Source organism: Streptomyces sp. NPDC057302 (genome assembly GCF_042667685.1).
GTDB lineage: Bacteria > Actinomycetota > Actinomycetes > Streptomycetales > Streptomycetaceae > Streptomyces.
Map to the genome: position 1 here is coordinate 92114 of NZ_JBHUZJ010000007.1, position 14100 is coordinate 106213.

At 65.1% G+C, this 14100-nt stretch carries 9 protein-coding genes; all 9 read left to right on the forward strand.

Annotated elements, in window-relative coordinates; all coding sequences use genetic code 11:
* Nucleotides 1–78: 78 nt before the first annotated feature.
* The 9 genes from ACFUPX_RS07960 (at nt 79) to ACFUPX_RS08000 (ending at nt 14081) form a co-directional block, all read left to right on the forward strand.
* Nucleotides 79–1932: a DHH family phosphoesterase gene (locus ACFUPX_RS07960; protein WP_383317797.1), complete on the forward strand. Its 1854-nt coding sequence runs from the start codon at nt 79–81 to the stop codon at nt 1930–1932.
* Nucleotides 1933–1952: 20 nt separating this feature from the next.
* Nucleotides 1953–2723, forward strand: coding sequence for a CPBP family intramembrane glutamic endopeptidase (locus ACFUPX_RS07965; protein ID WP_383317800.1), 771 nt, complete (start codon nt 1953–1955; stop codon nt 2721–2723).
* A gap of 182 nt (nt 2724–2905) precedes the next feature.
* The gene (locus ACFUPX_RS07970) at nt 2906–3319 is read left to right on the forward strand and encodes a hypothetical protein (protein WP_383317802.1); all 414 of its coding nucleotides are present in this window, start codon (nt 2906–2908) and stop codon (nt 3317–3319) included.
* Between the two features lie 1307 nt (nt 3320–4626).
* Entirely contained in the window at nt 4627–6468 is a 1842-nt protein-coding gene (locus ACFUPX_RS07975) for a phage/plasmid primase, P4 family (protein WP_383317805.1), read from the forward strand.
* A gap of 303 nt (nt 6469–6771) precedes the next feature.
* Nucleotides 6772–9945 carry a hypothetical protein gene (locus ACFUPX_RS07980; protein WP_383317808.1) on the forward strand — a complete coding sequence of 1058 codons (3174 nt, stop codon included), beginning with the start codon at nt 6772–6774 and terminating at the stop codon, nt 9943–9945.
* Nucleotides 9946–10125: 180 nt separating this feature from the next.
* A complete protein-coding gene (locus ACFUPX_RS07985; RefSeq protein WP_383317810.1) occupies nt 10126–10506 on the forward strand; it encodes a hypothetical protein in 381 nt (126 codons plus the stop codon).
* Nucleotides 10506–10820 (forward strand): VRR-NUC domain-containing protein, encoded by a 315-nt coding sequence (locus ACFUPX_RS07990; protein WP_383317813.1) that lies wholly within the window; start codon nt 10506–10508, stop codon nt 10818–10820. Before ACFUPX_RS07985 ends, ACFUPX_RS07990 begins: the two co-directional genes overlap by 1 nt.
* Nucleotides 10821–11039: 219 nt before the next feature.
* Nucleotides 11040–11936: a hypothetical protein gene (locus tag ACFUPX_RS07995; RefSeq protein WP_383317816.1), complete on the forward strand. Its 897-nt coding sequence runs from the start codon at nt 11040–11042 to the stop codon at nt 11934–11936.
* A gap of 297 nt (nt 11937–12233) precedes the next feature.
* Nucleotides 12234–14081 (forward strand): SNF2-related protein, encoded by a 1848-nt coding sequence (locus tag ACFUPX_RS08000; RefSeq protein WP_383317819.1) that lies wholly within the window; start codon nt 12234–12236, stop codon nt 14079–14081.
* Nucleotides 14082–14100: the final 19 nt, after the last annotated feature.

Genomic DNA, 14100 nt, shown 5'->3' on the forward strand with positions numbered 1-14100 from the left:
GCTAAAATCACAGCAACATGAGGGGGGCGCATACCCCGTTCTCCACCGTCCAATAACCCCGATCGAGAGGTCCCCGACATGTCCACGCTCCATACCGTCGACGACTATTCGCTCACCGACGAGGGCACTGACCTCTTCGAGCTGCTGTGCCAGCGTCGGGGGTGGTCGGATCAGTACCTGAAGGAGATCGAGTCCACCGAACGCGACGAGCTCCTGGACCTGGCCGAGATGGTCGAGGCTCTTCATGACGCCCGGACCACGGGCAAGAAGATCACCATCGCCCCTGACTTCGACATGGACGGCGTCTCCTCCGGTGTCCTCGGCTACGCCGGCTTGTCCGAGCTCGGCTTCGATGTCGAGCTACACCTGCCCGACTATCGCCGCGGCCACGAGCTCGCACCCGAGGATGTAGCCGAGATCCACGCGAAGTGGCCTGCCACCCGGATCCTGCTCACCTGCGATGGGGGAGTGAACTCCCACCGCGGTATCGCCGCCGCGCGTGCCCTTGGCTGGATGACGCTAGTGACCGATCACCACGAGGAACTCGCGCCGGGCTCGACCGCGGACATCACCGTCGACCCGTGCCGGATCGACGAGACCTACGCCCACACCGGGATCTGCGGTGCCCACGTGATCTACCAGGTGATCGAGGCCTACACCCGCGTGCACCGCCCCGAGAAGCTCTGGGAGATCCACCTGCTGCGCCTGTTCGCCGGCATCGGCACCGTCTCCGACGTCATGCCCGTGCTGTACGAGAACCGCCAGCTGGTGCGTGATGCGATCTCGATCGCCCGTCTGCTGCGCATCGCCGCGCCGAAGACGATCCCCAACCCCTGGGGTGGGTTCGACGCTGACCCCGATGCCATCGACGTCGAGCAGTCGATCCTGATGCAGCTACTGCGCACCGAGCCGCACCACCCGGTCTTCCTCCGGGCCTTCGAGGGTTTCGCGATCGTCCTCAAAGCCTTCGCGCAGATCGGCAAGATCCGCGATGTCGACGACCTAGACGAGGGCTTCTTCGGCTTCTATCTCGCCCCGGCTATGAACAGCCCCCGGCGCACGGGGGCCTCACTTGAGCCGTGCTTTGCGGTGTTCGCGGCCGCCGGTGCTGACGTCAAGCTCAAGGCAGCCCACCAGGTGATCGAGAGCAACGAGCTGCGCAAGCAGCTGGTCATCGAACATATGAAAGAACTCACCACCGGGGACCAGCCCTTGGCCCCGTGGGTGTACTTCTCGGACGCCTACCCGGGCATGTACGGGCTGCTGGCCAACCGGATGATGGAGCTCAAGGGCCACCCGGTCGTCGTCGTCAACCGGCCCGCCCGCCCCAACGATTTCGTCAGTGGCTCCGGTCGCGCGCCGGGGTGGTTCGACATCATCACCAGCCTGGAGCCGCACGACGGTCTCAGCGCCATCGGGCACCAGCAGGCCTGCGGCGTCCGCGTCGCGAAGGCCGAGAAGCTCTGCGACCTCGTCGCCGTACTGCAGGAGGCCACCCAGCTCGCCATGCTCGCCGTCGGCACCGACGGGCCGAGCGGTGATCTGGTACTCGGCCCGGACGCCGACTGCGACGCCGGCCTCGAGGACCTGCAGCCGCTGTTCGAGCTGGTGCGCCGGACCGAGCGGATCAAGCCCTTCGGGCACGGCTTCACCGCTCCGGTCGTCGAGATCGCGATCGAGCCCCTGGGCCTGCGCGTGGACCGGATCGGATCCGAATCACAGCACCTGCGCCTGGTCACCCGGTCCGGCCTGTCCTGCCTGTGGTGGAACGTCGCCGAGGAGAAGTTCGACATGCTCCGGGGCTTCGTGCAGCGCGCCAGCCGCACCGAACTCGGCACGCTGCGCTTCACGGCGACGCTGCAGCTGAACACCTTCCGCGGCGACACCCGCGTCCAGGCCGTCATCAACGAACAGATCACCACGGCTGCTTGAGCCCCGTAGAGGAGGAGACCTTGACGATTTCACCGATCACCTCGCGTCTGCTCGGGTGGTGCGTCCTCGTGCCGCTCGCCGCCGTCACGGTCTACCTCGGTCTCGGCACCGTCGCAGTCCGCCTCATCGGAGAGCCGATCGTCGCGACCGCCGTCCTGGGCATGCTTGTTGTCGTCCTGGTCGGTTCGGTGAGGATCCAGCGGCCCCGGTGGCTCGCGCATGCGCCGGCCCCGCAGCCGAGGCCAGAGATCCCACGCTTCGGATGGACCGTCCTCGGCTGCGCGGTCCTTGCCTTCCTCGCCGGCCAGTCGCTGGCCTTGTGGCTCTACGTCACGGCCGGGTCCGCCGGCTTCGACGCGTCGAACCAGACGCGGCAAGCGGCCGGGGCAGTGGCAACTCTTCTGCTCACCCTGGTCGCGGCTCCCGCCGGGGAGGAGTTTCTTCTCCGAGGGCTGATCTACCCATTGCTGCGCAAGCGGGTGAGCATCCTCGCCTCCACGCTGGTCACCACCGTGGTGTTCGGCCTACTGCACGGCAACGCCGTGCAGTTCGTTTCGCCCCTGCCGCTGGCGGTGCTCCTGGCCTTGGTCTACGAACGCACGCGCGTGCTGTGGCCCTGTGTGCTCCTGCACCTAGGCTTCAACCTCGCCGCCACCCTTGTCCCGGTGCAGGCGCTCGGGGCTCTGGCGAACCCCACTTCCGCGGCGCTCCTGTGCCTGGCCTTCGCTGGTTGTGTCTTGGGGCTCTACAGGCGGGTCGCCGGCGGGAGGGACGCGTCCGCGATGCAGTGAGCGGGGTCCTCAGTCTCTTGTAGAAAAACGATGGTGACTTCCGTGCGGGACCTGGCGGCCTTTCAGCCGCCGGTCCCTCGTGCGGAGGGCATGCTCGTGGTGACCGGGGTGATCCGGTCACCGGGGGTGTGACTGAAGGTGACTATTCAGTCATACTCGTCAGGAGAGGAGAGGATCTCATCATGGCTATCGTCGGCACCTGCACGTACGACTCACGAGGACAGCTCGTCCGTCCTGACACGCTCGACATCAGCCGTGCGAAGATCCGTCTGGACCTCGACACTGGTGAGAAGCCCACCTTCGATCGCGGTCACACACATGTCTTCGTCGTCTCCGACATGGGCGTCACGGCTGAACAGGCCTGTGAGCGCGTGAACTCGAGGCTGCGCCGGTTCTTCGATCGCGCGGAGGTCGTCCGCGGCTTCCGCAAGATCACGGTGAAGAAGAGCCAGAGCAAGAACCGACTCAACCTCAACACCACGATTTCCTACGAGATCATCTACGTCGTCGAAGCGGGCGAGCGATCCCGTAGCCGCAGTCCCGAGTCCCCCAATGCGAGATATCAGCGAGGCTGGAGCACGGTCACCCCGGGGTGATGCGCGCCTTCCACGCCTCGCACTCATCAGGACATGCAAAGAGGCCGGAGAATTCCCTTCCCACGGGGATGCTCTCCGGCCTCTTCGTTTTCACGTTCCAGTGCAACATCGATCACCTGGCGTCAACGATAGCAGCTGTCGTGGATAACTCGCAATGAGCAGCACATGCCAGTCAAATGCCCTCTCGGATCGAGTGGAGCCTCACGGATGGGCAACTCGGACAGAGTTCTGACTAGCGCCAGGAGGACACGGCAGGGGCCTTCTGTGAGCCTCGGGACGTCGGGGAGTGTTCCATACGGCTTCCAGTCCCGCTGGGGCTCGGTTGCGCCGCCTGGGGGCCGCATGGAAGCTCGGCGCGGAAGTCCGCCTCGACTTGGTCGCCGGGGGAGCGTCGAGCTGAGGGCTGTACCACGAGACGTGGTACAGCCCTGAAGCCGCGTCTGACCTGGACAAACACCTGTACCACGAGGCCCTTTCCCGCTTCGGGTGTACCACGTGGGAGTACCGACGTGGTACACCGTTTTGCCTGGTCAGCCAATGGTTCGCGCCCGTGTACCACGAGTACCACGTCTTTTTGACCGTTTACATAGGGGGTGCGTTCGACGGCGATCCAGGCAGCTCCAACCCCAGCTCACCAGTCTGCTCTCTTATCCCCCTGCGCGTGTATCTAGGCTCTAGTTCCTGGTACAAGTGGTACAGGGGGTATATAAAACCTTCCTGACCTGGGCAAATATGTGTACCACGTAGAGAATGCCACGTGGTACACCCTGCTCTTGAACTCTCGAAATTCCTACTCTGACCTGGGAAGATAGGTGTACCACGTCAAGTGGTACACGCCCAGATGCCTCTAGAGGGTATGCGGCCGTCGGGATTCCCCTGGAGAGCGTCCAGTCGATGCTCTGGTGGCAGCTGGCTCGCCGGTCAGAAGAACTCCTCCGGACCTCGACCGTAGGCCGGGCGGCTCACGCCGCCCGCGGGTGCGTGGTCGAGTGTGAGAAGCCAGTGGCTCCGCGGGGCATATGCCCAACGGGGCCACTGGCTTCTCACGTTCCGCCCGGGTTTGCGACGCGTATGGCATGGCCGTGGCGGTCGCGCGCCCTCTCCAGTCCCTGCCGACGCCCCTTTCGCAACATCCTTTTATGGTCATTCATGACATCAATCGATTCTCTTGTGGACTGGTAGCTCAATCGTTGCGAAAGGATGCTCGAATGACGTAGGGTCATGATCGCGTTCCATTCGATTACGAGTCCAATCGGCTTCCCACTCATCGCCGGCAGGAGCTCGATCACGATCGAGAAAGCAGCAACATGACGCCTCCTGATGCCCCCACACCCGTACCCGCCGGCGCTTCCAGCGCCGGATCGCGCACCAACCCCGTCGCCGACGTCCTGGCCAGTGTCATGGGGTACTTCTCGAACCGCGACGACATGGCTCCGCAGAACGAGATCGTCACCTACGTCACCGCCGCCTACCTCGACCAGATCGACCCGACCGATCCTCCGACGCCTCGCGTGCTGGAGAAGGAGTTGCTGGCGATCGTGGGCGGTGTCATCAAGGCCGAGAACTTCAAGGCGGCGATGTCCGCCGAGAAGTACCCCCTGCCGAGATATCTGACGTACTGGCAGGTCGCGCAGATCCTCCTGCGTCTGCACCACGTCATCCGCATCGCGCCCAATGCCAAGGACACCGACCGCGAGTACGACCTGCTGGCGATGTACCAGGCCACGGGCCGTGCGCGTGGGACGTACACCACCAGCGAGGACGACATCCGCACCACGGCGCGCATGTACAACACCCAGCTGACCCTCAAGGAGTTCGCCGAGGTCCTGGCCGTTTTGCGCGAGGACAGCCCGCGTCGGCACCAGAGCACGAACCGCGACTTCATCGCCGCGCGCAACGGCGTCGTCTTCTACGGCACCGAGCCGCTGGACGTCACGATCTTCGGCAAGGACTTCCACTTCGAGCCCAAGCAGGTCCACCCCTTCGATCCCGTCATCGTGCTGCTGACCAAGAACGACGTCGACTACGTGGACGACGCCCCGCAGCAGGTGATCACGCACCCTGAGGACGGAGATTGGGAAGTCGTCGCCTGGATCGAAGAGCTCTTCGACCAGCCCGGTGACGAGGGTCTCGCCGACCTGATCTGGGAGATCATCGGCGCGATCATCCGGCCGCACGTGCGCTGGGGCAAGACCGCCTGGTTCTACTCCGAGCAGGGCAACAACGGTAAGGGCACGCTCTGCGCGCTGATGCGCAACCTCGTTGGCAGCGGCGCGCATACCTCGATCCCGCTCTCGGACTTCGGCAAGGACTTCGCGCTCGAACCGTTGGTGCGCGCCAACGCGATCATCGTCGACGAGAACGACGTCGGCACCTTCATCGACAAGGCCGCCAACCTGAAAGCGATCGTCACCAACGACGTCATTCAGATCAACCGCAAGTACCGGATGCCGATCGCCTACCAGTTCTTCGGCTTCATGGTCCAGTGCCTGAACGAGTTCCCGCGCGTGAAAGACAAATCCGAGTCGTTCTACCGTCGGCAGCTCTTCGTGCCCTTCACCAAGAGCTTCACCGGAGCCGAGAAGAAGCACATCAAGGACGACTACCTCCAGCGCCGCGAGGTCTTGGAGTACGCCTTCTGGTATGCGATCAACCGCGCCGGCGCTTCATCTCCGGGTGACTACTACCGGCTCTCAGAGCCGGTGGCCACCAAGGAAGTCCTGGCCGAGTACAAGGAGGCCAACGACCCCGTGCGCGCCTTCTGGGAAGAGTTCCGCGGGCGGCTGGTCTGGGACCTGGCACCGTTCACGTTCCTCTACGACCTGTACAAGGCATGGTTCGCCGACGTCTCGCCGTCAGGCTCCCCGGTGAGCAACAAGCAGTTCATCACCGACCTCGTGGCGATCGTCCGGCCGGATGCCCTGTGGCACTGCCCGGACAAGAACCGCAAGATCCGGCCCGGCCAGATGATGAGCAGCCCCGAGACGCTTATCGCCGACTACGAGCTGAAGAAGTGGATGCACCGGAGCTACACCGGCAGCGACCCGAAGAAGAAGTCCCAGCCCACGTTGCAGGCCAACTACCGCGGACTGCTCCGGCAGACGGGCGCATCTGCCCTGACCGACGACACCACTGACGAACAGGACTGATGCACCCATGGCTGAAACTGCTGGCGCACTCGGCGAACTCACTCAGGCCGTACTCGAACTCACCCGTGGCCAGGGCCCGCCTGATCACGGCGATGTCCGACGTCGCGCGCGAGCAACGCATCACCAACCTCATCGTCCGCTCGCAGATCAGGACGGACCCGTGGAGACCGGTTCATGAGTGAGGCGCCCGGGCGCATGGATGCCTCGCACCGGCGCTCTCCTCACGACTTCCTCTGAGGTCACGCGCGCTTCCTCCCCAGACACCGGCCGTGATGGTCGGACCGACGAAAGGAGATCACGATCATGACCACACAGCGAACACCCGTCACGGCCTCGAAGGCGCGCTTCGCCTTCTACGACATCGAGTCGTTGTCGGACGTCTTCACTCTGTGCGCCTACACCCCGCAGGCTGACAGAGCCGTCGACGACCTGGAGATCTTCTTCCTCGCCGACGACCAGCAGCTCTCCGACGCCGTGGACCCACAGGCGCTCTATGAAGCCGTGGTGCGCTCCAACCCGGGCCTGCCCGCGGTGAGCGTCCAACTGTGGAACTTGCGCGGCGAGCGGGGCAACCTCCGCCTCGCCGAGCTGATGGGCCTCTCGAGCGCCGACCAGGTCAACGACCGCAGCGAGGCGTCGTCCTATCCGGCGAACCTGCGCCCGGTCTGCGACACGGACCCCGAGTACGACCCGCTGAAGCACCCGTTCCTGGCCGGGTACAACTCGCTGAACTACGACACCACCATGCTCGCGCTGTACCTGATGGAGACCTTCCCGGCTCCGCACTCCGGTCGTCTTGTCCAGCCGACCACCGCGCGCGAGATGCGCGAGCACAACGACAAGCTGTTCAACAAGCACATCGAGTACATGCCCGGCTACCTCGGCTGGGACGGCCCGGCCGCCAAGATCCGCCGCGCCATGATGCACTCGGGCCGGCACCTGGACGTCGCCCGTCTCAACGAGCTGCAGACCAAGGTGAGCCTCAAGCGCCTGCTCGGGATGCTCGGCCGCCAGATCAAGGAGTCCGAAAAGCTCAGCCACGACACCTCGATCGCCACGATCGAAGATCTCTACGAGCTGCTGGCCTACAACGTGTCCGACTGCCTGGGCCTGGCCCAGCTCTTCCAGCACCCGGCCTACGCCAGCAACTTCGACCTCAAGGCCGGCCTGCTGGCGCAGTACTCCGAGACCGTCTACGCCAAGAACGGCTCGGTGCGCCGGGACCGCCTGACCATCGACTCGTCCTCGGCGAAGTTCGTCGGCCGCATCCTCGCGCCGTACACCTCGCTGAACGACATCGAGGCCGTGTCGTTCCTCTATCCAGCCCAGGAGGTGGCCGAGGAGCAGGGCATCTCCCAGGTCAACGTGCTCGACGAGTGCGTGCGCTTCTTCGAGGATAACGTGGCCCCCGACCCTGCCAAGGACTTAGCCGTGACGCAGGCACAGGCGAAGGCGCACCGCCAGTTCATGCAGGTCGTCAACTACTACCGGTCGATCGAGGGGAAGAACTTCAACGACTCCGAGGAGTACCGCGACCTGTTCGACCTCCCGGCCAAGTCCTTGCGCGAGCTGCCGAAGACACCGAACAACGTGCCCTACTTCCACCGTGACGCCTCTCCGTCATCGTGCTTCGCCACGTTCAGCACAGGCGGCATCCACGGAGCCGAGGCAGACATGACAGTCTTCGACGTCGACTCCTTCGAGCACCGAGAACAGGCAGCGATGATCGGCCTCGCCAAGCTCTTCTACCCGGCCGCGAAGGACTTTGTCGCCGAGGCCAAGCGCCAGCACAACCTGCTCGCGCTGCCCGACGGCACAACCGTCGACAAGCGGCTCGTGTTGCTGGGCGCGGACCCGGAAAAGGTGAAGTACCGCAAGCCGAAGAAGGACGACCAAGACCAGGCCGAGCAGCTCGCGCGTGCGAAGGCCCAAGTGCCGGATCCGGCCCAGCTGCTGGACACTCAGCGCCCGGACACCGAGGCGATGCGCGTGCGCCTGGCCGACGGGACCGTGCTCGACGGCAAGATAGTCCTCGCCGCCACCTCGGCGGTCAGGGCCGTCTATCGCGATGAGCCGGCGAAGAAGGTCCCCACGCTGTTCACTGCGAAGACCGACAAGTCCACCAAGCTGCACCCGAAGTTCGCACGGACCTCGGCAGGCCTCGTCATCCACGAGGACTTCACGAGCTACTACCCGAACCTGCTGCGCAACATGAGGGCGTTCTACAACCCCGAGCTGGGCGCGGACCGCTACACGACGATCTTCTTCGAGAAGGAGCGCCTGGGCTTCGAGATGAAGAAGCCGGGTATCCCCTCCGAGGAGAAGGCCCGGCTCACGACCTTGCGCAACGGCACGAAGCTGATCCTCAACTCGGCCTCTGGAGCTGCTGACGCCGCGCACCGGACCCCGATCAGGATGAACAACCGCACAATCTCGATGCGGATCATCGGCCAGCTGTTCAGCTGGCGGATCGGGCAGGCCCAGACGCTGGCCGGTGCGCGGATCATCTCGACGAACACCGACGGCCTCTACTCCGTCGTCGGCGGCGAGAACGGCTTTGATGAGACGACCAACAACCGTGTGCTCGCCGAGCAGCAGGCCGCCATCGGCATCGACATCGAACCGGAGCTGATGTTCCTCATCAGCAAGGACTCGAACAACCGGCTCGAGCTGGAGTCGCCCAGTGAGGGCCGGAGGGTCGCCGACAGCCCGATCATCACCGCCTCCGGCGGAACGCTGGCCTGCCACACGGGTCCTACCCCGACGAAGTCGCTGGCCCACCCGGCCGTGATCGACTTCGCCCTGGCCCGCTACCTGCAAACCGTCGCCAGCGGGGGAGAGGAGGCTCTCGCCGAGCCGTTCGATCCTGTGCTGGGCCGGAAGATGATCGAGGAGGCGATCGACCCGGCCGATCCCGTGCGGACGCTGCTGCTGTTCCAGAACGTCCTCGCCGCCTCGCGTGGGTCAATCACCTACCCGTTCGCCGCCGATCCGGTCAGCTCCGGGCCCGGCCATGACGACAACGAGGACGGCGATGCACAGCTCGTGAGCCCGCGGGCCCTGCAGATGGTCAACCGGGTCTTCATCGTCCACGACGGCACTGATGGCGCCGTGAGCCTGCACAACGCCGGCGCATGGAAGGTGAATCCGGCCAGCCAGAGCAAGCGGCGCGAGTCCGGCAGCGCCGGCGTGCGGCGTGACCCGATCGCGCTGGAGATCCTGCGCCATCACGGATGGGCGAAGAACCGCAGCGAGGCCAGCACCTCCGACGGCCTCACGCTGCTGCCCGATGACCAGGACGTCGTGATCCGCCGGATCAACGGCATCGACCCGTGCTGGTCGGTCATCGTCGTCAACGACGACCTCCGTACGCTGCCGGCCTCCCGGGTCGAGCCGCTCATCGGGGCGCTCGACCTCGGTGTCTACACCCGGATGCTCGATGAGACGTTCACCAAGAACTGGAAGAACGCCGCCTGATCAGCTCCCCGCACCACCATCGGACCGCAGGGTGCCGGGCCGTGTCGGCACGACCCAGCCCGGCACCCTGCGGCTTTCCATACTCACTGGTGAATTAACCGGTATAGGTCATTTACTGCGAGTCATGATTGAGATGAAAGACGAGTCCGGCTTGTCGCGGCAAGAGAGTTGAGAGGCATCATGTCCCAGACCGCACTTCCCGTCCGTACCGACGCCCCCGTCACCTCCGACGAGCTCGCGTTCGAGGCTGTACCGGCCTGCGCCGCGGCGCAGGCCGAAGACGCCCAGCTCCAGCAGAAGCTGAACACGACCCGTGACGGCGCCCTGGTCGCTCCCGGCCAGATCTGGGAGGACCTCGACTCCCGGCAGAAGAAGCGCCGCGTCGTCGTCGTGTCTGTGCAGAGCGGCAGGGCCCGAGTCCGGACGCACTACGGCGTGAGGCTCTCGACTCTCAGCGTCTCCCGGATGCACAAGCATTCCACTGGCTTCCGGCTCGTCGCGCCCGGTGAGGTGAGGTACGGCGCGTCGGCAGCTCCCTCGGACGAGAAAGCGCAGAGCTGATGGCTGGCACGCGCGAGAGCACCATCGAAAACTACCTTCTCAGCCAGTGCCGCGCGCACGGCATCCTATGTCTGAAGTTCGTCTCGCCTACCCGCGCGGGAGTGCCCGACCGGATCGTTGTCGCCCCCCGTAGCACCGTGTTCGTCGAGGTCAAATGCCCCGGTGGCCGGCTGCGGAAGCTGCAACAGCGCACGCACGCCAAGCTGCGTCGCCACGGGGCCGAGGTCCACGTCGTCGACGACAAGCCGAGCGTCGACGTCTTGATCGCGGTCCTCCTCGAGTCCCCATCCGATCAGCGGATAACAGCGCCATGATCCACAGTTGGCTGGCCGGGGCCAACCGTCGCAATGCGAGACCAGGCTGATAGTCCGCTTGTGCCAGTCTGCGGATCTTCGAGATCGACGAGACGCACGCCACCGTCGAGCTGGGCATCGGCCGGGATTACGCCCTGGCCCAGCCTGGCCGCCTCACCCTCACCCGTTCCGCCCGACCAGCACCGGCTACCTGTACATCGCCACGGAGGAGATCTGACCGTGATCCGTGAAGAGCGCATCCAGCTCGCCGACCTGACGGAAGACCAACTCGAAGCCCTATACGTCCACATCGACTCCCTCACTAACACCCCAGTGTTGCGCACCTGCCTGGTCCCCGGGTGTCTGCGCCAATTCGACGCCATGGCGACGATGGCCGGCTCACCCATGCGCCCCGAGTGGGCGGGGGAAGGCTGGTGCACGCTCGGCGCGGGCAGCATCTTCCCCGCGGGCGGACACATCTGCCCTGGCCACAAGGACCTCGTCGCCAGCCATTGGCCGCGCCGCCTCAAACTGCCCTCCGGCCGCTGGTCCGTGGCCTGCCCGTGCGGCTGGTCCCCTGTCCCGCAGTGCTGGCACCGTCTCCTCGCCGTCCTATGGGAGCAGCACCTTCTCACCGAAACCGGTGCGCTACCGGCCGCCCCGCCCGTCACCGACCCCGAACACCGACTCCCCCTGGCCAAGCACACCGAGGAGTCCCTCGCAGAGCTGTACGACCGGCTTTGGGACGCCGAAGCCGACGTGCCCGAGCTCCGCAGCCTGGCCCGCGCCTACTCCGTGGGCTACAGCCTCACGGTGCCCGCTCTCCTCGGAGTGAAGACCGCCCTCGAAAACCTCCGCACCCGCATCACCCTTGACTCCCGAGACTGGGCCGCCGACAAGCTGGACGCCCTGCTCTGGGCCGTCCTCGTCGGCTGGAACTGCGAGAACCCCGACCCCGACCACGTCCACAGCGACATCGCCTGTGCCGGCGACCAGACCCTGTGGACCATCGCCGATCAGCACAACATCCCCATCGACCAGACCATGCAGGCCAGCCAGCACCGCTGGTGGATCGCCAATGCCATCAAGGCCGCCCAGCAGATCGAGGGCAAATACATCGTCACGGAGGATCAGTAACCGCCGCCGCGCACCCGCTAGCCCCTGCCCTGCATGTCGTGACGGCGGAGACCTGAGCCGCTGCTACAGCCACGAACCCCCGGGCGACGGCCTGGCCCGCGCCCTGCGGATCCTCGCCACCGCCGACGGACACCTCGACCCGACTGAGTCTCTAGGTCGCGCCGAGCGCCTCGGAATCCTCACTCACTACGACTAAGCAACCGCATGGTCACACCGCATCGATTCCCAGCCCGCTCGAAATCCCAACAGCATTCCATGCCTGACCACTCACTCGAAGAGATAGGGATGACCAGCGACATGACTACGGCTACTGCTCCGTCCCCGATTTCGCTGATGCCGCATCAGCAGCAGATCCACAACTTCCTCGTCGACCATCCCTTCGCCGGCGCATGGCTCGACATCGGGGCCGGCAAGACGCTCACGACCCTCACCGTCCTGCAGAAGATCCGCCCGATGGGTCACATCCTCGTCATCGCGCCCGTGGCGATCGCCCGCTCCACCTGGATCGACGAGATCGAGAAGTGGGGCTTCCCCATCCGGACGAAGTCGCTCATCGTCGACGAGAACGACAGGAAGCTCTCCAAGGCCAAGCGCCTGCAGCGGTTTAAGGAGGTCGCCACCGATCCGCCGACGATGTACTTCATCAACCAGGAGCTGCTGACTCAGCCGTCCCAGGAGGAGAGGTTGATCACGCCAGTAGCGGCTGGCCCAGCCGGTTCACCCGAGACGGCTGAGGTCCTGGACTTGGTGCGAGCACGGGGGCCGCTGAGCCAGGAAGAGCTGATCGCCGAGCATCGCGGTCTGGTCACCGCCAGCGCCAACAACCGCGTCCCCGCCAAGACCAAGATCAAGGCGTGGATTCAGGAACTGCTCAAGTCGGGCCTCGTGACGCGGGAAACCAATGACTGCCGAACCTGTTCCGGCGCAGGCTGCGCTCAGTGCCGCTTCGGTCTCATCGACCAGTTGCCCACTCAGAACATCAACGGCCAGAACACCATCATCTGGCCCTTCCAGACGGTCATCATCGACGAGTCCCAGGGTTTCAAGTCGCACGACTCGCAGCGCTTCCTGGCCCTGGCGAGGGTGCGGCCGGCTATGAACCGACTCATTGAGCTGACGGGAACGCCCAGCCCTAACGGTCTCCACGACTTGTGGAGCCAGGCCTACTTGCTCGACGAGGGGCAGGCACTGGGACCGAATATCACCGCGTTCCGCGACCGCTGGTTCACGCCGAAGATGGCGCCCGGCACCACGACGCCGGCGAAGTGGATCCCCACGGCGAACGCCGAGGCTGAGATCCATCAGGCCATCTCGCACCTGGTGATGAGCGCGCAGAACACGAACCTGCAGCTCCCGGCGCTCACCATCCAGGACGTCAACGTCACGCTCCCGCCGGACCTGCTCCAGGCCTACAAGGACTTCAAGCGCGACCTGGTCCTGGACATCGTGCAGACCTACACCGACGACGACGGGAAGCTGACGCAGAGCGTCGAATCGATCGTCGCCGCGAACCAGGCGGTGTTGACGAGCAAGTTGATGCAGTTCGCCTCGGGCACGCTCTACACCGCAGATCCTGACGACCCGGCCACGAAAGGCCAGTACGAGGTCATCCACGACAAGAAGATCGAGATGACTGAGTACCTTGTGCGGAACAACGGCGGCGAGCCCTTGCTCATCGCCTACCACTTCAAGTCCGACAAGGAGCAGCTGCTCACGCGGCTCCGGAAGGTCGGCATCGACGCACAGGCCTTCGACGGCTCGCGCGACATGGTCCGCCGGTGGAATGCCAAGCAGATCCCTGTGATGCTGCTCCACCCCGCCGCCGCTGGGCACGGCCTGAACCTGCAGCACGGCGGCTCGACGATGATCTGGTACACGCTGCCGTTCTCGCTCGAGCACTACTTGCAGACCAACGGCCGGCTCTTCCGCACGGGCCAGACGAGGCCGGTGACCATCCACCAGCTCATCGCCAAGGGCACCCAGGACGAGCGGATGCCCTCGGTGCTCGCCGGCAAGCAGCAGGTCCAGGACAACCTCATCAAGGCCGTCTCCGGAGACTTCAACGCCGAGCAGGCACTCCTCGCTGCCCTGGAAGAAGAGATCCGCGAGGACCTCAACGACCTCTGGGCCTCCGAGCGGGTCTGACCTGCACTCACTCAACAGC